This is a genomic window from Thioclava sp. NG1 (genome assembly GCF_003122275.1).
GTDB classification, from domain to species: domain Bacteria; phylum Pseudomonadota; class Alphaproteobacteria; order Rhodobacterales; family Rhodobacteraceae; genus Thioclava; species Thioclava nitratireducens.
In genome coordinates this window covers 18,660-39,517 of sequence record NZ_QFBB01000008.1, presented here as the reverse complement: position 1 = coordinate 39,517, position 20,858 = coordinate 18,660, and the positions used below count along the sequence as shown (strand labels likewise).

Sequence of the window (20,858 nt, the reverse complement as noted above, 5' to 3'; positions counted from 1 at the left end):
CACATGACAAGATGACTGGCAACACGCGCCGTTATAAGCTACCCCGCGCCCCGTATCGCTTTCGCGTATCGCCAAAAAGGAATCCACATGACCACACGCGCCGGTTTCGTCGCCCTGATCGGAGAGCCCAATGCGGGCAAATCCACGCTGCTCAACGCGATGGTTGGCGCGAAGGTCTCGATCGTCACCCACAAGGTGCAGACCACCCGCGCCCGAATCCGTGGCGTCGCGATGGAAGGCCAGAGCCAGATCGTCTTCGTCGACACGCCCGGCATCTTCCGTCCGCGCCGTCGTCTGGACCGCGCAATGGTCAATGCCGCCTGGGGCGGGGCGGCCGATGCCGACATGATCGTCCTCCTGGTCGAGGCGCATCGCGGCCTCACCCCGGGTGTCGAAAGCATTCTCGAGGCGCTGCGCGGTCGCGACGGCACGCAGCCGGTGGCGCTTGCGATCAACAAGATCGACAAGGTGAAATCCGAGGAGCTTCTGGGCCTGACCGCGAAGCTCAACGAAGCGTTCGAGTTCACCAAGACCTTCATGATTTCCGCAGAGCGTGGCTACGGCGTGCAGGATCTCAAGGAATGGCTTGCGGGTGAGATGCCCGAGGGGCCGTGGCTCTATCCGGAAGACCAGATCGCCGACCTGCCGATGCGCATGATCGCAGCCGAGATCACCCGCGAGAAGCTGACCCTGCGCCTGCACGAGGAACTGCCCTACCAGCTGACGGTCGAAACCGAGAGCTGGGAGGAGCGCAAGGACGGCTCTGCGCGGATCGATCAGGTGATCTATGTCGCCCGCGACGGCCACAAGGGGATCATCCTCGGCAAGGGCGGCGAGACGATCAAGGCGATTTCCAAGGCCGCGCGCGAGGAACTGATCGAGTTTCTCGACCGGCCCGTGCATCTGTTCCTGCAGGTGAAGGTGCGTCCGAACTGGCTCGAAGAGGCCGAGCGCTATTCCGAGATGGGTCTCGATTTCAAGGACTCGAAGTGATGGCCGAGGCGCGTCTGACCACGGATTTCTGGGTCCGCGCCTATCTCAAGCGGCTGGAGCTCGCGAATATTCCGGCCTATGTCACTGCGCATGGGCAGGCATCTTCCGGTGCCGTTCTGGTGAAATGTGCCCGCCTCGACGGGACCGCGCAAAGCTACGAGCGGCGGGCGGATCTGATGACCGGAGAGAGCGCGTGGATGCTGCTGCATGACGGGCCCGAGGCCGAGGTCGATGCCAGCATCCGCAAGCAGCGCAGTTTCGACCCCGACCTCTGGGTGATCGAGATCGAGAGCCGCGACGGGCAAACGTTGTTGGAAGAGGACGGCCTCAGCGGCTGATCCCGAGCCGGTTGAGACCGCGGCCCAAGGTCACGATCACCAGCCCGCCGATCCAGAAGGCGACGAGGAACTTCACGCACCATAGTCCCAGCCCGCCCCAGCCGAGCTTGTCGAGGTTGAGGAAGAAATACGGGTAGAACCCGGTTTCCAGCCCCCGGATCACCGCATAGACCAAATAGATCAGCGGCCAGGCCAACCAGATCACTGCGTGATGGCTGGTCAGCCCACCTTTCGGCGCGAAGGCCAGCCACCAGACCGGAACGAGTATCGGGGCTGCGGTGTGATAAAGCAGGTTCGAGACGTAATCGAGCCCGTGCAACGGCGTGTCGCCAGCCAGAAGCAGGTGATAGACCACGCCGACGATCAGCATCCACAGCACCAGAGCGGCAAGGAACGGTTTGGCCAGCGCCCGCTTGCGCCATGCCATCCAGCCGAAGGCGAGCCCCGCCAGCGTATTCGTCCAGATCGTGAAATAGCGAAACATCAGCCACAGGATGCCCAGCGGCACGGCGGCCTGCGGATGTTCGGCCATGTTGTCGAGGAAGCTTGCGCCGAACGCCGTCAACTCGACGAGGGCGATCAGGGCGGCGAAAAGGGTCGAGGCGCGTGTCATGCGACAAACGCTAGTGCGGCGCGGGGCGTTTGCGCAACTCACGAAGCCGCTTGCGCCGCAACGTCACGGAAAGGATAGTCGCAGCCATGGACTGGCAAGACCTCGGCACGATCCTCTCGGCACGACCGCATGGCGAAAGCTCGATGATCGTCGAGCTGTTCACCTCGGCGCATGGGCGTCACGCGGGCGTGGTGCGCGGCGGGGCGTCGCGCAAGATGGCGGGAATTTTGCAGCCGGGAAACCGGGTGACGGCGACGTGGCGCGCGCGGCTGGAAGATCACCTTGGCAGTTATATGATCGAGCCGCTGCAAAGCCGGGCGGTGATCCTGTCGGACCGGCAGGCGCTGGCCGGGCTGAACGCGGCGACGGCGCTGCTGCGGTTCACGCTGCCCGAGCGCGAGGCGCATGACGCGCTGTTTCTGGCGTCCGAGGCGCTGTTCGACGCGATGGCCGACGGCGGCGATTGGGTGCCGACCTATCTGCGCTGGGAGTTGGGGCTACTAGAGGAGATGGGCTACGGGCTCGACCTGTCGCGCTGCGCGGTGACCGGGTCGCGCGACGATCTCGCCTATGTCAGCCCGCGCTCGGGGCGTGCGGTGAGCCGTCAGGGGGCCGGGGAATGGGCGCCGAGACTGCTGCCGCTGCCGCTCTGCCTGCTGGGGCAGGGGCCCGCGAGTCTGGGCGAGATCGTGCAGGGGCTGCGGCTGACCGGGTTCTTCCTTGGCGAGCGGATGGCGCCGGATCTGGGAGACCGGCCCTTGCCCGAGGCGCGGCAACGGTTCGTGGATTTGCTGGGGCGGAACGCGCGGTAGCTCATGGAGCGTGGCGCGGGGCGACCAGCCCCTGGCCGCGCCCGCCCCTCCCCCCGGGAGGGCGCATTGGTGATGTCATCGCGGGCACATCCGGCATGCGGGCTTGCGAGATAAAACGCCAAGCCACTGGCGGAGCACAGCGCCCACCCAAGGGTCGGGCGCGCCCCTCACCTCAAGCTCAAGGCCGCTCGCGATCGTCCAGCAACAGCGTCAGCAGCGCCAGATCCAGCCAGCGCCCGAACTTCTTGCCAACCTGCGGCATCAGGCCAACCTGAGTGAAGCCCAGCCGCTCGTGCAGCCGGATCGACCCGTCGTTTGCGGCATCGATCGCGCCGACCATGACGTGAAACCCGCCCTCTTTGGCACGCTCGATCAGTGCCGCCATCAGCTTCGCACCCTTGCCGCCCGCGCGGTGGTCGCGATGGACATATACGGAATGCTCGACGCTCAGGTGATAGCCGTCATGGGGGCGGAACGGGCCGAAGCTCGCATAGCCCACGGCGCGCCCATCTTCCTCCCAGACCAGAACGGGATAACCCGCCGCCTGCCGATCCGCGATATAGGCGCGGCGGTTCTCGGGGCCGACTTCGATCTCGTTCCAGATCGCGGTCGTGTTGCGCACCGCGTCATTGTAAATCTCGGTGATCGCCTCTGCGTCTTCGGCCTTTGCGTCGCGGATCATCTGTGCCCCTCCAGTTCGTCGCGCCAGATTTGGCCGCGAAACCGGGCGAGCGCAACGCTATTTCTGCGCGATGAAATGTCCGGTGCGGCGCACGGCCTCGGCGGCGGGCACGAATTCCACGCCCAGATCGCGCGTCGCGGCCTCGTTGCTGAGCCGCATCGTCATCCCGAGCATCGGCTTGATCAGCGCGATCTGTTCGTCGAACAGCGCGAGGATCGAGACGATCCAGTTCGGCGCCTTCCGGGTCGGGATCTTGCGGTCGGGGAATTCGGCCTTCAGTACCTTCGCCATCTCTAGGAAGGACATGAAGCTTGCCGCACAGATGTAGCGGCGACCGATGCTCTCGGGGCGGTCGAGCGCCGCGACATGGCAGGCGGCGACATCGGCCACATCGACCACCGGAATGTCGAACTCCGGCGCCATCGGGTCCTTGCCCGCCATCAGCCGCTCGATCACCGCGACCGACGAGCCGGTATGGCGATCCATCGGCGTGCCGCAGACGAGGCCCGGATTGATCACTGTCAGCTGCATCTCGTGGTGATCCTCGATGAATTCCCACGCCGCTTCCTCGGCGAATATCTTCGAGCGCGTATAGGCGCTGGAGGTCGGCGCGCGCGGGTTCGACCAGTCGGCTTCCGTAATCGGGTCGGAGGTCACGCCATGCATCACCGCCTCCATCGAGGAGGTCTGGATCACGCGGGTCACGCCGGCGGCCTGCGCTGCGCTCAGCACCCGCTTGGTGCCCTCGACCGCGGGCTGGATCACCTCGGCCTCGTTCTTGGGCTTGCTGAGCGGGAAAGGGGAGGCGGTGTGGATCACGGCATCGACCCAGGTCATCGCCGCGTCCCATCCCTCATCCGCCATCAGATCGGCCTCGACGAAGCTCAGCCGCTCCAGCGCCTCGGGGCCGAGGTCGCGCAAGGCGGCTTTCACCTCTTCGCCCCGGCTAGCCTTGCGCAGCGTGCCGCGCACCTTTTCGCCCTGCGCGAGCAAGTCATAGGCGATGCGTTTGGCGATGAAACCGGTGATGCCGGTGACCAGAATTGTGCGGGCCATTCGCGCCTCCCTGCTTTGAACTCTTTCGTTCAGCTTGCGAGGGCGGCGGGCGGGAGTCAAACGAGAACGGGGCGATGCGAGGATCGCCCGCATCGCCCCGTGTTTTTCAGTGTGCCCCCGGCGCCGCGACGCGCGGCGCGTTCGTGCGTGAGAGGCTCAACTGGAGCCTCTCCGAGACGGCACTCACCCCAAAAGCCTGCGCGCAATCACCTGCGCCTGAATCTCGGCGGCACCCTCGAAGATGTTCAGGATGCGCGCATCGCAGAGGATACGGCTGATCTGGTATTCCAGCGCGAAGCCGTTGCCGCCATGGATCTGCAGCGCGTTATCCGCGGCCGCCCACGCCACCCGCGCACCGAGCAGTTTCGCCATGCCAGCTTCCAGATCGCAGCGATGGCCGTGATCTTTTTCCCAGGCCGAGAAATAGGTCAGCTGGCGGGCGATCATCGTCTCCACCGCCATCATCGCGAGTTTCGAGGATACGCGCGGGAATTCGATCAGCGACTTGCCGAATTGCTTGCGGTCGATCGCGTATTGCATCCCGATCTCCAGCGCCGATTGCGCCACGCCCACGGCGCGGGCGGCGGTCTGGATGCGGGCGGATTCGAAGGTCTCCATGAGCTGCTTGAAGCCTTTGCCCTCTTCGCCGCCCAGAAGGTTCTCGCCCTTCACGCGGAAATTGTCGAAACCGAGCTCGTATTCCTTCATCCCGCGATAGCCGAGCACTTCGATCTCGCCGCCGGTCATTCCCTCGGTAGGGAAGGGGTTGTCGTCGGTGCCCGGCGTCTTCTCGGCCAGGAACATCGACAGGCCTTTGTAATTGTCGGTAGCCGGGTCGGTGCGCGCGAGCAGCGTCATCACATGGGTGCGCTGTGCATGGGTGATCCAGGTCTTGTTGCCGGTAATCAGCCAGTCATCGCCATCCTTGACCGCGCGGGTGCGCAACGAGCCCAGATCCGAGCCGGTATTGGGTTCGGTGAAAACGGCGGTGGACAGGATCTCGCCAGAGGACAGGCCCGGAAGCCATTTCTGCTTCTGCTCCTCGGTGCCGCCGCAGATGATCAGCTCTGCCGCGATCTCGGAACGCGTGCCGAGCGAGCCGACACCGATATAGCCGCGCGAAAGCTCCTCGGTCACGACGACCATCGAGGCTTTCGACAGGCCGAGCCCGCCATATTCCTCGGGGATGGTCAGGCCGAAGACGCCCAGTTCGGCGAGTTCCTCGATGATTTCCATCGGGATCAGCTCGTCCTTGAGGTGCCATTCATGCGCGTTCGGCTTCACGCGATCTTCGGCGTAGCGGTAGAACTGCTCGCGGATCATCTCGAGATCTTCATCGAGACCGGACTGCCCGAAGATCGAGCGGCCCTGAACGTCGCGCATCAGCTCGACCAGACGCATCCGAGCGGCGTTGGAATTGCCCGCGGCGATCAATTTCGCGGCCGCGTCCGAGGGCGTCCAGCTGACGCCCATATCGGTCAGGCGCACCATCTCGCCCTGGTTCATCTGGATGCCGCCCGCGATCTGCGCGAGATATTCGCCGAAACCGATCTGCAGGATCAGTTGCTCCATTTCGCCCAGCTTGCCGTCCTCGGTCAGGCGTGCCGCCCAGCCGTGCAGTTGTTTGAGCGCCTGCTGATAGGTCGTCAGCCATGCAAGGCCGTGGGCGCGATACTGGTTCGCTTCGAACGCGGCGCCGGAAATGCGACCGTCTCTCTCCGTCGCGTTGCGCAGGCTTGCGGTCGCGTCGGAGACCAGCGTCTCCAGCTCGGGCAGGCTCGCTTCCGCAAGGCTCAGGAGGTCATCCAGAATGATCGTCGTCGGCATATCGGCCCCGTCATGTGCCATGAGTCGGCTCCTTATTCTGCAGTTGCAGCCTGTGTAGATACTTCGCAACCGCAGCGCAATAAAAATTCGCCAGCGGATACAATTGCGACGGATAATGTCGCGGAGATTGTCGGCGCGGTCGGGTATCCGCCTGATTTCACGTCGCTTCCCGGCTGTATCCCACCGCGTAACCCGATAGAAGCGATGCGGGACACGAAGGGGAGCGCGCATGTTCGGGATGGAAGTTTGGCAGATATTCGCGGCGCTTGGCGTCACGCTTTTCGCGGGTTTCGTGAAAGGCGCGGTCGGCTTCGCGATGCCGATGATCATGCTGTCGAGCTTCGCGTCGTTCCTGCCTCCGCATCAGGCGCTGGCGCTTCTGATCCTGCCGACGCTGGTGACCAACGTGATGCAGGCTTTCCGTCAGGGGGTCGGCGCGGCGGTGGGTTCGATCAAGAATTATCGGCTGTTCATCGCGATGATCATCATCTTCATCCCGATCAGCGCGACCCTCGTCGACGTGATCCCGCAGCCGGTGATGTACGCGCTTCTGGGGGCGCCGATCCTCGGCTTCTCGATCTGGCAGATCTCGGGACGGCAAATTCCGATGCCCACGCGCCATCGCGCGGTGACCGAGACGGGCTTGGGCGTGATCGCGGGACTCTATGGTGGGATTTCCGGCATCTGGGGGCCGCCGCTGATCATCTACCTGATCTCGATCGACGCGCCGAAACAGGAAGCGGTGCGCATCCTCGGCGTCGTCTTCCTGACCGGGGCGATTATCCTGACCGGCTCGCATCTGGTCTCGGGCGTGCTGAACGCGCAGACCATACCGCTGTCGCTGTTGATGATCCTGCCCGCGCTGGCGGGGATGAAACTGGGCTTCAAGGCGCAGGACCAGCTCGATCCGGTGCGGTTCCGGTGGTGGACGCTGATCCTGTTGGGCGTGGCCGGACTGAACCTGCTGCGCCGCGCGCTGATGGGTTAAGCCACGAAGGGGCGCAGCCCCTGACGGCGGGCGGAGGCCAGCGTCTTCGCCTCATAGCCCGAGACGATCTTGCGCACCGGCTTGCGATGGAGCGGTAGCCCGCCTTCGCGGACTAGCCCCGCAAAGGCCGTGGTCGCCGCCAGAAGCGGTTGCCGGGCGAGCCGCCCGATATGCAGGCTCTCCAGCTTGCAGCCATCCGCCATCAGCAGGTGATGACCGCCCAGCAACAGCCCGTGCCACTCCAGCACGCCGGGGCAATCGGGTTGCAGCGCGGCGCAGCCATCGGCCAGCGACCGCGCCTCGATCAGCACTTCGTCCTCGCCGAAGATGAAATCCACCGACGGCCCGCTCAGCGCCACGCGGTGTTGGGGCATGACCCAGAGGTCCTGACGCGCCGAGAAGACTGGCGCACAGAGTTTCACCGGACGCAGGTGCCCGATCGCAGGCAGGCTGACCCGGCCCGACCAGAGCACCGGCTGCGGCCCGGCATCGAGGGTCTCGACCAGATCGCCCGCGCGCAGACGTGCGGCAGGCACCACGCCCTCTGGAGTCTGGATTGGGGTCGCGGGGGCGAAGCAGCCCGCCGGTCCCATCGGTTGCAGATGATCCCCAAGCGCCAGCCAATCGACGCGCGGCCCGATCCGCGCGGGCCCCGCCGGATCGAGCAGGGCCGCGGCCTCGTCACGGGTCAGCGGCAGTGGCGCCATGCCCGCCTGCTGCCGGATCGTGCGCTGGTCGAGCGCCTCCAGCGTCAGCAGGCTCTCGCGTCCCGGCCCGTCCCAGCGCCAAGTGAGCCGCATCCGCCCGCCGGTCAGCCGCTCCTGCGTGGCGTCGATGGAGATCGCATGGACCGCCGAGCCGCGCCGCTGCGCCAGCACGATCCGCCCGTCGACATCGAGATTGAGCGAGAGGAAATTCCGCCAGCCTTCGCGCTGATGCAGATGGATCAGCGGCAGGGGCGATTGCTCGCCGCGCATCAGTGTGAATTCGAGCATCAGGCTGCCCCGTGCGAGCAACTCCGGCAGTCTGCGCTCGTCGAACATGACCGCGCCGCGATGTGCGATCTGCGCACCGATCCAGCCCTGTTGCGCCCTCATATGCGACGCTCCGATTGCTGCCTTGATCCCATGCCTGTCTCCGCGCCCGGGGAAGCCGACACGGAAAACGTACGCCGCCCGAGAGGGCCGCGCGTTGGTCTGCTGCGTCTGAATCCGGGCTTTGCCCTGCTCGATACGCCCGATTCCGGGCTTTTGCTTTTGACATATCATGGCACCGTGACCTGCCATTGGGTAGTCCCTGTCTCTGCGTCACATGCTCCCGGTGGCGGGCCTGCAACAGCCATTGCCCCTAGGGCTTCGGCACTCTAAGCCTGTAGCGCTGAAAAGGAGTGCCCATGACGACCGACCCCATCCGCCTGAGCGCCGATCTGATCCGCTGCCCCTCTGTGACCCCGGAGGAGGGCGGCGCGCTGGTCTTGCTCGAAGAGCTGCTGAGCGGGGCGGGCTTTTCCTGCACGCGCGTCGATCGCAACGGCACGCCGAACCTCTACGCGCGCTGGGGCGCGAAGGGGGCGGCGAAAAGTTTTGGCTTCAACGGGCACACGGATGTCGTGCCGGTGGGCGATGCGGCTGCCTGGACGCACGATCCCTTCGGCGCCGAGATCGTTGACGGCGTGATGTGGGGGCGCGGAGCGACCGACATGAAGACCGCCGTTGCTGCCTTCGCCGCCGCAGCGGTGGATTTCGTGACCGAGACGCCGCCCGAAGGCGCGGTGATCCTCGCCATCACCGGCGACGAGGAAGGGCCGGGCCGCGACGGCACGCGGGCGCTTCTGGATTGGATGAAGGCCGAGGGCGAGGCGATGTCGGTCTGCCTCGTGGGCGAGCCGACCTGCCCCAATGAGATGGGCGAGATGATGAAGATCGGGCGGCGTGGCTCGCTCAGCTTCTATATCGAGGCCGAGGGCGTGCAGGGCCATGCCGCCTATCCGCATCGCGCGAAGAACCCGCTGCATGCGCTGGTCGATCTGCTGGGCCGGATGACCGCAGAGCCGCTCGATCATGGCACCGATCATTTCCAGCCGTCGAGCCTGCAGATCACCACGATCGATTGCGGCAACCCGGCCAATAACGTGATCCCGGCCAAGGCGCGCGCGACCGTGAATATCCGCTTCAACGACGCCCATACCGGCGAGGGGCTGATCGCCTGGGCCGAGGCGATAGCCTCCGAGATCGCCGCCGAGACCGGCATCCGTATCGCGCTCAACCCCGACATCTCGGGCGAAAGCTTCGTCACGCCGCCCGGACCTTTCGTCGACCTCGTCGCGAAATCGGTCGAGGCGGAAACGGGCCGCGCGCCGGAGCTGTCCACCTCGGGCGGCACCTCGGATGCGCGCTTCGTGAAGGATCACTGCCCGGTCGTGGAATTCGGCCTCGTCGGCGCGACGATGCATCAGGTGGATGAACGTGTCCCGCTCGATCAGATCGAAACCCTCACGCGCATCTATGCCCGCATATTGAAAGACTATTTCGCATGATCAAGATCGAGCCGGTCACCGATTACACGCCCTGCCACGCGCTGCGCCGGGCCGTGTTCATCGAAGAACAGGGCATCCCGGAGCCCGAGGAATGGGACGATCTCGACGATCAGGCGATCCATCTGCTGGCCACGGACAACGGCACGCCGCTCGGCACCGCGCGGCTGATCCGCAAGGGTGAGACCGGCAAGATCGGTCGCATCTGCGTCGCGAAATCCGCGCGTGGCACCGGTCTTGGCGCGGCGCTGGTGCGCGACGCCTGCGCGCGGTTCGAGGAGATGGGCTGTACCCGCGCCTATCTCTCGGCCCAGAGCTACGCGATCCCGTTCTATGAAAAGCTCGGCTTCGTGCCTTATGGCGAGGATTACGACGACGCGGGCATTCCGCATCGCGATATGGAAAAGCCGCTCTGAGCGTCCTCTTGGCGAAAATATCCCGAGGGCGCGTCAGCGCGGGGGCAGAGCCCCTCGACACCACTCATTCGCGCCACACTCTTTGAGTGACGCCCCTCACGCCCCATGTTAGGCAAACCCATGAGCAAACCCGCCCCCATCCCCTCGCGCCAGCAGATCCTCGACTGGCTGAACGACAACCCCGACCAAGGGGCCAAGCGCGACATCGCGCGGGCTTTCGGTGTGAAGGGGCAGGCGAAGATCGAGTTGAAGCGCATTCTCAAGGACATGGCCGACGAAGGCCTGATCGAGAAGCGCCGCCGCAACTTCCGCGACCCCAATGTGCTGCCGCCGGTGTCGGTACTGCGGGTAATGCGCGAGGATAGCCAGGGCGATCAATGGGCCGAACCTGCGGAATGGGGTGGCGAGGGGCCTGCGCCCTTGGTTCTCTTCGTTCCGAAGGACGGCGATCCTACGCTGGCCGAGGGCGACCGTATCCTTGGTCGCCTGACCCCGGTCGAGGATGAGGATTACGGCTACGAGGCGCGGCTGATCCGCAAGATCGGCCAGGCATCGCATCGCATCGTCGGCATCTTCCGCAAGAATGCCGAGGGCGGGCGGATCATGCCGATCGACAAGGGGGTCGGCAACGAATGGCAGGTGCCGGCGGCGGTCACGCAGGGCGCCAAGGATGGCGAGCTGGTCGAGGCCGAACAGACCGGGCCGCGCGGCCGCATGGGCCTGCCCAAGGCGCGCGTGATCGAGGTGCTGGGCGATCCCTCCGCTCCGAAGGCGGTCTCGCTCATCGCGATCCATCAGCATGGCATCCCCGACGATTTTCCCGATGCGGTCGTGGCCGAGGCCGATGCCGCCGAGCCTGCGCCTCTGGGCGAGCGCGAAGACCTGCGCAAGCTGTCTTTCGTCACGATCGACCCGGCGGATGCCCGCGACCGCGACGATGCGGTGCTGGTGATCCGCGATGACGATCCGAAGAACGAGGGCGGCTTCCTGATCTGGGTGGCGATTGCCGATGTGGCGCATTACGTCACGCCGGGCTCCGAGTTGGACCGCGAGGCGCGCAAGCGCGGCAACTCCACCTATTTCCCCGACCGCGTCGTGCCGATGCTGCCGGATCGTCTGTCAGGCGATCTGTGCTCGCTGCACGAGAATGTGGACCGTGCGGTATTGGCGGTGCGGATGAAGATCGACGCGCAGGGGCGGAAGGTCTCGCATCGCTTCACGCGCGGGATGATCCGTTCGGTCGGCTCGCTCGAATACGGGCAGGTGCAATCGGCGCGCGACGGCAACCCGGACGAGAAGACCGAGGATATGGTCGAGGAGATCATCGACCCGATCTACGAGGCTTACGAGGCGCTCAAGCATGCTCGTGCGATCCGTCAGCCGCTGGAACTGGACCTGCCCGAGCGGCAGATCGTGATCGGAGACGATGGCCATGTCGCCTCGATCCGGTTCAAGGAACGGCTCGATGCGCATAAGCTGATCGAGGAGTTCATGGTGCTGGCCAACGTGGCCGCCGCCGAGGAACTGGAGAAGTTGCGCCGTCCGCTGCTGTATCGTGTCCACGAAGAACCCAGCCTCGAGAAGATCGAGAGCCTGCGTGAAGTGGCGCAGGCGTCGGGCTTCACGCTGGCGAAGGGGCAGGTGCTGCAGACCGCGCATCTGAACAACCTGCTGAGCCAGTCCGAGGGCTCCGAGTTCGACGAGTTGATCAACATTTCGACGTTGCGCTCGATGACACAGGCCTATTACGCGCCGACGAATTATGGCCATTTCGGCCTCGCGCTGCGGTCCTACGCGCATTTCACCTCGCCGATCCGGCGCTATTCCGACCTGATCGTGCACCGCGCGCTGATCCTCGGCCATGGCTGGGGCAAGGACGGGCTGAGCGCGTGGGATATCGAGAACCTCGAGGACACGGCGAAGCAGATTTCCGATACCGAGCGCCGTTCGATGGTGGCCGAACGCGACACGACCGACCGCTATCTGGCCGCTTACCTGTCGGACCGCGTGGGCAGCGAGTTCACCGGCCGCATTTCGGGCGTGCAGAAATTCGGCGCTTTCGTAAAGCTCGACGAGACCGGCGCGGACGGGCTGATCCCGATCCGCGAGATCGGGCGCGAGTTCTTCCATTTCGATCGCGAGGCGCAGGAGCTGGTGGGCTCCGATACCGGCATGGTTATCACGATCGGGCAGCGCGTCCGGGTGCGGCTGTCGGAGGCCGTGCCGATCACCGGCGGGCTGATGCTGGAGCTGCTGGAAGTCGAAGGGCAGGGGATGCCCTCGGGCGACGGCAAGCGCCGCAAAGGACGTCGTCCCGGCACCCGCCCGCCGCGCAAAGGGCCCGGCAAGGGACCGCGCAAACCGGCCCGCGACGCTGCCAAGAAGAAGGCTGTCGCGCGCAAGGTGAAACGCACGCGCAAGAGCTGAGGCCTTAGAGCATCCACTCGATCGGCAGACGCTGCGCCACCCACAGGAAGATGCGATGCGAGAAGGGCACGCCCGGCTCGCGCTTGCGGACGCCGTGACCGGGCCGCGACCAGCGCAATTGCTGCGCACGGGTCAGGCGCAGCCGCCATGCGCGGGTGGGGATGAACTCCTTGAACGTCTCGGAGATCTCGCTCGCGATCTCGGGTGCAGCGATCACGATCCCCAACTCGGTATTCAACCGCATCGAGCGCGGATCGAAATTGAACGAGCCGATGAAAACCCGCGCGCGATCCACCGCGAAGACCTTGGCGTGAAGCTTGTTGCGCGAAAACGGCGAGGTCCCGCGAATGTCGGAGCCAAGCAGCCGTTCGCGCCGGTTACGCTCGTTCGGGCGGCGATCTTCGGCATCGGCGGCGTATTCGTAAAGCTCGATCCCGGCGCGCAACAACCCTTTGCGTCGATGGGCATAGCCCGAATGCACGAGCGCCACATCGGTCGCGGCATAGGAGTTCGTCAGCACCTTGATCTTCGCCCCCGATTTCGCGATCCGCTTTAGATAGCGCACGCCGGTCCGCGTCGGCACGAGATAGGGCGTGATCAGCACCAGTTCCTGCATCGGCTGGCCGAGGGCACGCACCAGATATTGCCAGAGCAGCTTGCGCCCCTGCAAAAGCCCGTGAATCTTCGACGGGTGGTCGTAGATCAGCTGCGCCTCGGCGAAGATCACCGGCGCCTTGCCCGACAGCAGCCGAGAGAGCCGGTCGGGATGCCGCAGGTCCGCGGCATAGCGCTTCGCCTCTGGCTCGGAGAGACGAACCTCCTCATCCTTGATAATGTCTTCGGCTTCCGCTGCCTTGCAGCTACCCAGCATTTTCTCCGCCGGGATCGCGGGCGGGGCGTTCCAGTAAAGGTCGAACTGCTTTCCGATCTGCGCCAGAACGGGCCCTGCGACGGCGACGTCGAGATCCATGTAGAGCCCGCTCTCGGAGAGGCTGTTGAAGTAGTCGTCGCCGATATTGCGCCCGCCGAGGATCGCCATCCTTCCATCCGCGATCATCGCCTTGTTGTGCATCCGGCGGTTCAGACGACGAAAATCGGACAGGTAGCCGAGAACCCGCGCGGTCCGGATCGGGAAGGGGTTGAAGAGGCGCACCTCGACATTGGGCAATTCGTCGAGCGCGGCCAGCGTACGGTCCATCCCGGCGGTGCCGTTGTCGTCGATTAGAAGCCGGACATGGACCCCGCGTCCGGCCGCCCTGCGCAGCGCGCCGAGCATGATCGCGCCCGCAGTATCGTTCTGCCAGATGTAATATTGCAGATCGAGAGAGACCTCCGCCGCTTCGATGAGTTCCAGTCGGGCCGCAAGCGCATCGAGCGGATCGGCGAGCAGCTGGACCGCGTTTTTCGTTTCGAGCCCCGCAAGCCGGTCCTGCAGCGCGGTGGCAAAGCGGCCGGTTTCGGGGGCGACCTGCATCTTCGACTCGGGGAAGGGCCCTTTCGGTCGCCGATGCGACAGCCTCGCGACGATCAGAGTCAGGCCGGCCAGGGCGATGAGGCCAGCGAGCAGGGCGAAGCCCAGAATATGAAGCAGTTCCAGTTTCATGGCTGGCATCATGTAGGCGGTTCAAGGGTTTAGGAAAGTGGGCTTCGCGCATGAAAAAGGCCGGCGTGATCGCCGGCCCCTTTAAATATTTCGTGTTCCCGGTTCAGCGCATCAACCGATCGCAGCGGCTTTCACATCGTCGTCGATGTAGGGCACGTATTGCGCGAAATTGTCCGAGAACATCTCGACCAGTTTCTGCGCCTGCGCGTCATAGGCGGCCTTGTCGTCCCAGGTGCGGCGCGGATCGAGGAGCACGTCCGAGACGTTCGGGACCGAGACCGGAACCTCGAAGCCGAAGTTGGGATCCTTGCGGAACTGCACGTTGTGGAGCGAGCCGTCGAGCGCGGCTTTCAGAAGCGCACGGGTCGCCCGGATCGGCATCCGCGAGCCGGTGCCGAAGGCGCCGCCGGTCCAGCCGGTATTGACCAGCCAGCAGGATGCGCCAACGTCGCGGATCTTCTCCTGCAGCAGCTTGCCGTAGACCTCGGGGCGGCGCGGCATGAACGGCGCGCCGAAGCAGGTCGAGAAGGTCGGGATCGGCTCGACCACGCCCACCTCGGTGCCCGGCGTCTTCGAGGTGAAGCCCGACAGGAAATGATACATTGCCTGCGCCGGGGTCAGTCGCGCGATCGGCGGCAGCACACCGAACGCGTCGCAGGTCAGCATGATCACGTTCTTGGGCTGGCCCGCCATCGCGGTATCCGAGGCGTTCGGAATGTAATGCAGCGGATAGGCGCAGCGCATGTTGTCGGTGATCGAGTTGTCGTTGAAGTCCAGCTCCAGCGTCTCCTCGTCGAAGACCATGTTCTCGATGACCGTGCCGAACATCGAGCACGTATCGTAGATCTCCGGCTCCGCCTCTTTCGAGAGGTTGATCGTCTTGGCGTAGCAACCGCCCTCGAAGTTGAAGATGCCGTTGTCGGACCAGCCATGTTCGTCATCGCCCACGAGGATGCGTGAGGGGTCGGCCGAGAGCGTCGTCTTGCCCGTGCCCGAGAGGCCGAAGAAGACCGCCGCGTCGTCGGGATCGTCGATCGCGTGGTTGGCCGAGCAGTGCATCGCCATGACGCCTTCGCCGGGCAGAATGTAGTTGAGAAGGGTGAAGACGCCCTTCTTGTTTTCGCCCGCGTAGGCGGTGTTGCCGATCAGGATCGTCTTCTTGTCGAAGTTCAGCGCGATCACGGTTTCCGAGCGGCAGCCGTGCTTCGCGGGGTCGGCCTTGAAGCTGGGGCAATTGATGATCGTCCACTCCGGATCGAACGCGTCGAGCTCCTCGCGCTCGGGGCGGCGCAGCATGGTGCGCAGGAACAGTCCGTGCCATGCAAGCTCGGCCACCAGGCGCACGTCGAGACGGTGCTCCGGATCGGCGCCGCCGAAGAGGTCCTCGACGAAGTAATCCTTGCCCTTCATGTGCTCCAGCATGTCGGCGTGGAGGCGATCAAAGGCGTCGGGCTCCATCGGGGCGTTGTTCTCCCACCAGATGGTGTCCTCGACGGAGGTGGTGCGCACGACGAACTTGTCTTTGGGCGACCGGCCGGTGTGCTTGCCGGTCGTGCAGTAGAAGGCGCCGCCCTTGCCGAGTATGCCTTCGTCGCGCTTGATCGCTTCTTGGATCAGCGCCGGTTCCAGCAGGTTGTAATAGACATTCCCGAGACCTTCGATGCCTTGATCTTCCAGTCGTTTCGCGGGGTTAACGCGTCCAATGTCCATCTGATGCTCCCGATGCCGTCGCGCGGCGTTCACAGGGTTATTCCCGGCGCGTCGGGGCCTCGAAGCGCCGATCCAAGCAACAATCTTACCCGGATGGATCGCCTATAGCATGACATTTTTGCAATGGAACAGAATGGTAGGGTGCAGTTAGCGCAACCATCCGGAGGTTTAGCGCAATCACGGCGAAATGTCGCGGAAAGGTGAGGCAAATTAGTCAAAGGTTGGGAAATTCTGGCTCTATTGATTCGCGAAAACTTGGTGATTCGCAGCTTTTTGTTGATTTGAAGGCAGTGAACGCGGAATATGTGCGTAAACGCGGAATAAGTGCGTAATAACTATAAAGTAGCAGTGAAGGGGTATTCCGACATGTCGAGAATCGCGCTGGTCGATGACGACCGCAATATTCTGACCTCGGTCTCGATGACGCTCGAGGCGGAAGGTTACGATGTCGAAACGTATAACGATGGACAGGCTGCATTCGACGCGTTTACCAAACGCCTCCCCGACATGGCGGTTCTGGATATAAAGATGCCGCGGATGGACGGCATGGAGCTGCTTCAGCGGCTCCGGCAGAAGACCGCGATGCCGGTGATCTTTCTGACCTCCAAGGACGATGAGATCGACGAGGTTCTTGGTCTTCGCATGGGGGCGGACGACTACGTCAAGAAGCCGTTCTCGCAGCGTCTTCTGGTCGAACGCATCCGCGCGCTGCTGCGCCGGCAGGAAGCGATCTCGACCGGCGAGGTCGCCTCGACCGAAGACACCAAGGTGATGGTGCGCGGCTCGCTCGAGATGGATCCGCTGCGCCACGCGGTGACCTGGAAGGGCAAGGATGTCACGCTGACCGTGACCGAATTCCTGCTGCTTCAGGCGTTGGCCCAACGGCCCGGTTTCGTGAAGTCGCGCGATCAGCTTATGGACGTGGCCTACGACGATCAGGTCTATGTCGACGACCGCACGATCGACAGCCACATCAAGCGCCTGCGCAAGAAGATGCGCAGCGTCGACGATGATTTCTCGGCGATCGAGACACTCTACGGCATCGGGTACCGGTATAACGAAGAGTGATCCCACGTCGATGAGTATTGCCGGGAAGATCGGATTGGCTCGAAAGCGCTCCTCAAACTTCGCCCGTCGCGCGCCGGAAACGGATGTCGTGCTCGGCGAGGATTGGGTCGGCCCAGCCGATATCGTCGATGACGATCTGCGCAAGGGGCGGGCGCGGCGGTCCATGTTCTCGCTCAACCGCTCGCCGCTGGCGCGCAAGATCATCACCTTCAACCTGTTGGCGATGATCGTGCTGGTGACAGGCGTGCTTTACCTCAATCCGTTTCGCGACAGCCTCGTGCTGCAACGCGAAAGCGGGCTCGTGAACGAGGCGCAACTGGCTGCCGACGTGTTCGAGGCGCAGCTGCCCGCGGGTGCTCCGGTCAATCTGGCGGCGGGCGACGGGCTCGATCCGCTTGCGACGATCCGCGGGATGGAGCTGCCCGAGGGCGCCGATCTCTACCTGTTCGACCCAAGTGCTGCATTGCTCGGCACTACGACCACGGGCGACCGCGCGCCGGTCGAAGAGGTCGATGGGCTCAATTTCGACAAACGCTCGACCGTGCTCAGCGATTTTCTGGGCCAGATCTGGGACTCGGTCGCCGGCCTGTTCGAGCGGGGCGGCGGCACCGCAGCCGATAGCGCGCTCGATATGGTGCGCGATCTGGTGCCCTCCGCGCTGGAAGGGCGCACGAAGATCTCGTCGCAGAAGAACGCGGCGGGCTCGACAATATTCGCCGTCGCCACGCCGATCCGGCAGGGGGATCGCGTCGTTGGCGTCGTGGGCCTGATCTCGGTCGCGGGGCAGATCGATGCGCTGGTCCGCGTCGAGCGCGAGCAGGTGCTGCAGATGTTCGTGATCGCGATCATCGTCTCGATCGGCCTGTCGCTGGTGCTGGCCTCAACCATCGCAAATCCACTCTCCGATCTCGCGGCGGCGGCCGAAATCGGGCGCGACAAGAATGCGCGCAAGATGGCGCCCGCCCGGGTGCGCATCCCCGACCTCACCGCCCGACCCGACGAGATCGGGCGGCTGTCGGGCGCGATGCGCGGCATGGTCGGCGCGCTTTACGAACGCATCGACGCGAACGAACAATTCGCCGCCGACGTCGCCCATGAAATCAAGAATCCGCTGGCCAGCCTGCGCTCTGCCGTGGCCTCGCTGCATATGGTCAAGAAGGACGAACAGCGCACGCGTCTTCTCGAAGTCATCGATCACGACGTGCGCAGACTGGATCGTCTGGTGAGTGACATCTCCAATGCGTCGCGGCTCGATTCCGAGCTGGTGAAGGAAGAGGAAGAGCAGTTCGACCTGATCAAGATGGTGTCGAACCTCAGCGAGTTCCTCGGTCAGCAGGCGCGCGAGAAGGGTGTCGACTTCATCACCGATCTGCCGTCGCAGTCCGTGATCATCTCGGGGCTGGAAGCGCGTCTGGCCCAGGTCTTCGTGAACCTGATCACCAATGCGACCTCGTTCTGCGAAGAGGGGGACGCGGTGCGGGTCTGGGCACGCCAGCGCGACAACCGCGTGCTGGTCGTGGTCGAGGATACCGGGCCGGGCATTCCCGAAGAGGCGCTCACCAAAGTGTTCAAGCGCTTCTACTCGGAGCGTCCCGAGGGGCAGTTCGGCGACCATTCCGGCCTCGGCCTTGCGATCTCCAAGCAGATCGTCGAAGCGCATGGCGGCGTGATCTGGGCCGAGAATATCCGCCCGACTGATGCCGACCGGACCTCCGATCCTCTGGGCGCGCGTTTCGTCGTGGGCCTGCCGGTAAGCTGAATGACCGGGTCGGACGACCTCTCGACCAATCTCCATGCCAGTGCCGTCGCGCTCGACCCCGAGCGCGGCGTTCTTATTCGCGGCGCGTCGGGCAGCGGCAAGTCTCTCCTCGCGCTGCGGTTGATGGCGCTGGGGGCGTCGCTCGTAGCCGACGACCGGGTTGACCTGCGGGTCGAGAACGGGGAGCTGATCGCCAGCGCGCCGGAGATGATCGCGGGCCGGATTGAGGCGCGCGGCGTCGGTATCCTGAGGGCCGATCCCCTGTCGCATGCCCGCATCATCCTGCTCGTCGACCTCGACCGGGAAGAGACCGCGCGCCTCCCAACCTGTCGAAAAGACAGTATGTTGGGGGTCAGTCTGCCCCTTGTGCTGCGCGTGCAGCATCGTCATCTTGATGTGGCAATCCTGCAATGGCTGAAAGGGGGCCGATGGGCGTGACCCGATCCGATCCGGTATGGGCACAGGCTGGCCAGCGCGTCGTGCTGGTGACCGGCCCCTCAGGTGCGGGCCGCACCACCGCAATCGGCGCCCTGGAAGATCTGGGCTACGAGCCGATCGTCAACCTGCCGCTGAATCTCGTACCGCGCCTTCTCAAGGGCCATCTGACCGGCCCGGTCGCGCTTGGCGTCGATGTGCGCGGGCGCGATTTCTCGGCTGCGACGCTGATCGAACTGGTTGATATGCTGACCAAACGTCCGGATCTGGATCTCGACTTGCTCTATCTCGACGCGCGTCCCGAGGTGCTCGAACGGCGCTATTCGGAGACCCGCCGCCGTCATCCGCTTTCGCCCGAGGAAGACCCCGGCGCCGGTATCGCGCAGGAGATGGATCTTCTCTCGCCGATCCGGATGCGCGCCGATGTCCTGATCGATACCTCCGAGATGAGCCCGCATGATCTGCGCGCCGAGGTCGGGCGTTTCTTCGACACGGGCCGCACCGAGCCGCTCTCGGTCACAGTGAATTCCTTCAGCTATAAGCGCGGGGTGCAGCGCGGGCTCGATCTGATGTTCGATTGCCGCTTCCTCGCCAATCCCCATTGGGAACCGGGGTTGCGCGCGCGCGACGGGCGCGACGCGGCGGTCGCGGAGTATGTCGCCGCCGATCCCCGCTTTGCCGAGTTCCACCAGCGCGTTCTCGATCTGCTTCTGTTCCTGCTCCCCGCCTATGTCGCGGAGGGCAAGGCCTATCTCTCGGTCGGCTTCGGGTGTACCGGGGGGCAACACCGCTCGGTCGCAATGACCGAGAGCATCGCCAAAGCGCTTGCGGAAGCAGGGTGGCGCGTGTCTAAACGTCATAGGGAATTGGAGCGTCTCGGCCATGCCGAGAACGAAGAAACGAAGGTGAGGTCGGGCGCGTGATCGGTATCGTGATCGTGGCACATGGTGGTCTGGCGCGCGAATATCTCGCCGCTATAGAGCATGTCGTGGGCCCGCAGCGCGGCATTCGTGCCATCACGATCGAGGATGATCACGACCGCGCGGGCAAGCAGGCGGAGATTCGCGCCGCCGCCGATGCGGTCGATGACGGCACGGGTGTCGTGGTTGTGACCGACATGTTCGGCGGCTCGCCCTCCAACTTGTCGCTGATGGCCTGCGAGGCGCGCGACCGCGAAATCATCTACGGCGCGAACCTGCCGCTTCTGATCAAACTGGCGAAATCGCGCAGCCTCGCCGTGCATGCCGCGGTCGAGGCCGCGCTCGATGCCGGGCGCAAATATATCAACAGTTACAACGCCCAAGCGGGAGTGGTGAAATGTCCGTGACCCGCGAATTGGAGATCGTGAACGAGAAAGGCCTGCATGCGCGCGCCTCCGCCCGTTTCGTCGAGGTTGTCGAGGATCACGACGCCCGCGCCACGGTGGCGAAGGACGGCCAGTCGGTCTCGGGCGACTCGATCATGGGGCTTTTGATGTTGGCAGCTTCGCGTGGAACCACTATTGAAGTGACGACAAGCGGGGCCGAAGCCGAAAAGCTCGCCGATGCGCTTCAGGCATTGGTGGCCGACAAATTCGGCGAAGGTATGTGACGCGCTCC

20 protein-coding genes are annotated in these 20,858 nt (G+C 64.5%); 13 read left to right on the top strand and 7 right to left on the bottom strand.

Going from position 1 to position 20,858, the window contains the following annotated elements:
• The first annotated feature begins 87 nt into the window (after window positions 1-87).
• On the top strand, window positions 88-993 hold the full coding sequence (era, locus tag DEM26_RS15575) for a GTPase Era (RefSeq protein ID WP_109172796.1): 906 nt from the start codon (window positions 88-90) through the stop codon (window positions 991-993).
• A complete protein-coding gene (locus DEM26_RS15570; RefSeq protein ID WP_075776852.1) occupies window positions 993-1,331 on the top strand; it encodes a DUF1491 family protein in 339 nt (112 codons plus the stop codon). Before era ends, DEM26_RS15570 begins: the two co-directional genes overlap by 1 nt.
• Here the strand turns inward: DEM26_RS15570 and DEM26_RS15565 are convergent.
• Window positions 1,321-1,944 carry a Pr6Pr family membrane protein gene (locus DEM26_RS15565; RefSeq protein WP_075776853.1) on the bottom strand — a complete coding sequence of 208 codons (624 nt, stop codon included), beginning with the start codon at window positions 1,942-1,944 and terminating at the stop codon, window positions 1,321-1,323. The two genes, DEM26_RS15570 and DEM26_RS15565, sit on opposite strands and share 11 nt — an antisense overlap.
• Before the next feature lie 86 nt (window positions 1,945-2,030).
• Between DEM26_RS15565 and recO the strand changes: the two genes are divergently transcribed.
• Window positions 2,031-2,756, top strand: a complete 726-nt coding sequence (gene recO, locus DEM26_RS15560) for a DNA repair protein RecO (RefSeq protein ID WP_109172795.1) — start codon at window positions 2,031-2,033, stop codon at window positions 2,754-2,756.
• 178 nt (window positions 2,757-2,934) lie between these two features.
• Here the strand turns inward: recO and DEM26_RS15555 are convergent, their stop codons facing one another.
• The 3 genes from DEM26_RS15555 to DEM26_RS15545 form a co-directional block, all read right to left on the bottom strand.
• Window positions 2,935-3,438: a GNAT family N-acetyltransferase gene (locus tag DEM26_RS15555; RefSeq protein WP_075776855.1), complete on the bottom strand. Its 504-nt coding sequence runs from the start codon at window positions 3,436-3,438 to the stop codon at window positions 2,935-2,937.
• Between the two features lie 57 nt (window positions 3,439-3,495).
• Window positions 3,496-4,494 carry an SDR family oxidoreductase gene (locus DEM26_RS15550; RefSeq protein ID WP_158275137.1) on the bottom strand — a complete coding sequence of 333 codons (999 nt, stop codon included), beginning with the start codon at window positions 4,492-4,494 and terminating at the stop codon, window positions 3,496-3,498.
• 183 nt (window positions 4,495-4,677) lie between these two features.
• A complete protein-coding gene (locus tag DEM26_RS15545; protein WP_109172793.1) occupies window positions 4,678-6,342 on the bottom strand; it encodes an acyl-CoA dehydrogenase family protein in 1,665 nt (554 codons plus the stop codon).
• 208 nt (window positions 6,343-6,550) lie between these two features.
• Between DEM26_RS15545 and DEM26_RS15540 the strand changes: the two genes are divergently transcribed.
• The gene (locus DEM26_RS15540) at window positions 6,551-7,309 is read left to right on the top strand and encodes a sulfite exporter TauE/SafE family protein (RefSeq protein WP_088725928.1); all 759 of its coding nucleotides are present in this window, start codon (window positions 6,551-6,553) and stop codon (window positions 7,307-7,309) included.
• Here DEM26_RS15540 and DEM26_RS15535 read toward each other — a convergent pair.
• Window positions 7,306-8,406 carry a Hint domain-containing protein gene (locus DEM26_RS15535; RefSeq protein WP_158275136.1) on the bottom strand — a complete coding sequence of 367 codons (1,101 nt, stop codon included), beginning with the start codon at window positions 8,404-8,406 and terminating at the stop codon, window positions 7,306-7,308. The genes DEM26_RS15540 and DEM26_RS15535 overlap by 4 nt on opposite strands.
• Window positions 8,407-8,702: 296 nt before the next feature.
• On the opposite strand from DEM26_RS15535, the gene dapE reads away from it, so the two are divergent.
• From dapE to rnr, 3 genes are all read left to right on the top strand, one after another.
• Entirely contained in the window at window positions 8,703-9,845 is a 1,143-nt protein-coding gene (gene dapE / locus DEM26_RS15530; RefSeq protein ID WP_109172791.1) for a succinyl-diaminopimelate desuccinylase, read from the top strand.
• Window positions 9,845-10,258 carry a GNAT family N-acetyltransferase gene (locus DEM26_RS15525; RefSeq protein WP_369907857.1) on the top strand — a complete coding sequence of 138 codons (414 nt, stop codon included), beginning with the start codon at window positions 9,845-9,847 and terminating at the stop codon, window positions 10,256-10,258. Before dapE ends, DEM26_RS15525 begins: the two co-directional genes overlap by 1 nt.
• Window positions 10,259-10,378: 120 nt before the next feature.
• Window positions 10,379-12,685, top strand: coding sequence for a ribonuclease R (gene rnr / locus DEM26_RS15520; RefSeq protein WP_109172790.1), 2,307 nt, complete (start codon window positions 10,379-10,381; stop codon window positions 12,683-12,685).
• Between the two features lie 4 nt (window positions 12,686-12,689).
• On the opposite strand, the gene DEM26_RS15515 is transcribed toward rnr, so the two are convergent.
• Window positions 12,690-14,288, bottom strand: a complete 1,599-nt coding sequence (locus tag DEM26_RS15515) for a phospholipase D-like domain-containing protein (RefSeq protein WP_158275135.1) — start codon at window positions 14,286-14,288, stop codon at window positions 12,690-12,692.
• Window positions 14,289-14,399: 111 nt separating this feature from the next.
• Complete coding sequence (locus DEM26_RS15510; RefSeq protein WP_088725934.1) at window positions 14,400-15,998, bottom strand: phosphoenolpyruvate carboxykinase; 1,599 nt, start codon at window positions 15,996-15,998, stop codon at window positions 14,400-14,402.
• Window positions 15,999-16,364: 366 nt separating this feature from the next.
• Between DEM26_RS15510 and DEM26_RS15505 the strand changes: the two genes are divergently transcribed.
• From DEM26_RS15505 to DEM26_RS15480, 6 genes are read left to right on the top strand one after another with little or no spacing between them, the layout of a single operon-like run.
• The gene (locus tag DEM26_RS15505) at window positions 16,365-17,066 is read left to right on the top strand and encodes a response regulator transcription factor (protein ID WP_075776864.1); all 702 of its coding nucleotides are present in this window, start codon (window positions 16,365-16,367) and stop codon (window positions 17,064-17,066) included.
• 10 nt (window positions 17,067-17,076) lie between these two features.
• A complete protein-coding gene (locus DEM26_RS15500) occupies window positions 17,077-18,825 on the top strand; it encodes a sensor histidine kinase (RefSeq protein WP_088720498.1) in 1,749 nt (582 codons plus the stop codon).
• Window positions 18,826-19,263, top strand: coding sequence for an HPr kinase/phosphorylase (locus DEM26_RS15495; protein ID WP_088736073.1), 438 nt, complete (start codon window positions 18,826-18,828; stop codon window positions 19,261-19,263).
• Window positions 19,254-20,183 carry an RNase adapter RapZ gene (gene rapZ, locus DEM26_RS15490; RefSeq protein WP_109172788.1) on the top strand — a complete coding sequence of 310 codons (930 nt, stop codon included), beginning with the start codon at window positions 19,254-19,256 and terminating at the stop codon, window positions 20,181-20,183. Before DEM26_RS15495 ends, rapZ begins: the two co-directional genes overlap by 10 nt.
• Window positions 20,180-20,587 carry a PTS sugar transporter subunit IIA gene (locus DEM26_RS15485; RefSeq protein ID WP_075776867.1) on the top strand — a complete coding sequence of 136 codons (408 nt, stop codon included), beginning with the start codon at window positions 20,180-20,182 and terminating at the stop codon, window positions 20,585-20,587. Before rapZ ends, DEM26_RS15485 begins: the two co-directional genes overlap by 4 nt.
• A complete protein-coding gene (locus tag DEM26_RS15480) occupies window positions 20,578-20,850 on the top strand; it encodes an HPr family phosphocarrier protein (protein ID WP_075776868.1) in 273 nt (90 codons plus the stop codon). The genes DEM26_RS15485 and DEM26_RS15480 overlap by 10 nt, the downstream gene beginning before the upstream one ends.
• Window positions 20,851-20,858: the final 8 nt, after the last annotated feature.

Bases quoted from the DNA above. Each gene is read 5' to 3' on its own strand.
- era (WP_109172796.1), top strand. From the start codon at position 88: ATGACCACACGCGCCGGTTTCGTCGCCCTGATCGGAGAGCCCAATGCG.
- DEM26_RS15570 (WP_075776852.1), top strand. From the start codon at position 993: ATGGCCGAGGCGCGTCTGACCACGGATTTCTGGGTCCGCGCCTATCTC.
- DEM26_RS15565 (WP_075776853.1), bottom strand. From the start codon at position 1,944: ATGACACGCGCCTCGACCCTTTTCGCCGCCCTGATCGCCCTCGTCGAG.
- recO (WP_109172795.1), top strand. From the start codon at position 2,031: ATGGACTGGCAAGACCTCGGCACGATCCTCTCGGCACGACCGCATGGC.
- DEM26_RS15555 (WP_075776855.1), bottom strand. From the start codon at position 3,438: ATGATCCGCGACGCAAAGGCCGAAGACGCAGAGGCGATCACCGAGATT.
- DEM26_RS15550 (WP_158275137.1), bottom strand. From the start codon at position 4,494: ATGGCCCGCACAATTCTGGTCACCGGCATCACCGGTTTCATCGCCAAA.
- DEM26_RS15545 (WP_109172793.1), bottom strand. From the start codon at position 6,342: ATGGCACATGACGGGGCCGATATGCCGACGACGATCATTCTGGATGAC.
- DEM26_RS15540 (WP_088725928.1), top strand. From the start codon at position 6,551: ATGTTCGGGATGGAAGTTTGGCAGATATTCGCGGCGCTTGGCGTCACG.
- DEM26_RS15535 (WP_158275136.1), bottom strand. From the start codon at position 8,406: ATGAGGGCGCAACAGGGCTGGATCGGTGCGCAGATCGCACATCGCGGC.
- dapE (WP_109172791.1), top strand. From the start codon at position 8,703: ATGACGACCGACCCCATCCGCCTGAGCGCCGATCTGATCCGCTGCCCC.
- rnr (WP_109172790.1), top strand. From the start codon at position 10,379: ATGAGCAAACCCGCCCCCATCCCCTCGCGCCAGCAGATCCTCGACTGG.
- DEM26_RS15515 (WP_158275135.1), bottom strand. From the start codon at position 14,288: ATGAAACTGGAACTGCTTCATATTCTGGGCTTCGCCCTGCTCGCTGGC.
- DEM26_RS15510 (WP_088725934.1), bottom strand. From the start codon at position 15,998: ATGGACATTGGACGCGTTAACCCCGCGAAACGACTGGAAGATCAAGGC.
- DEM26_RS15505 (WP_075776864.1), top strand. From the start codon at position 16,365: ATGTCGAGAATCGCGCTGGTCGATGACGACCGCAATATTCTGACCTCG.
- DEM26_RS15500 (WP_088720498.1), top strand. From the start codon at position 17,077: ATGAGTATTGCCGGGAAGATCGGATTGGCTCGAAAGCGCTCCTCAAAC.
- DEM26_RS15495 (WP_088736073.1), top strand. From the start codon at position 18,826: ATGACCGGGTCGGACGACCTCTCGACCAATCTCCATGCCAGTGCCGTC.
- rapZ (WP_109172788.1), top strand. From the start codon at position 19,254: ATGGGCGTGACCCGATCCGATCCGGTATGGGCACAGGCTGGCCAGCGC.
- DEM26_RS15480 (WP_075776868.1), top strand. From the start codon at position 20,578: ATGTCCGTGACCCGCGAATTGGAGATCGTGAACGAGAAAGGCCTGCAT.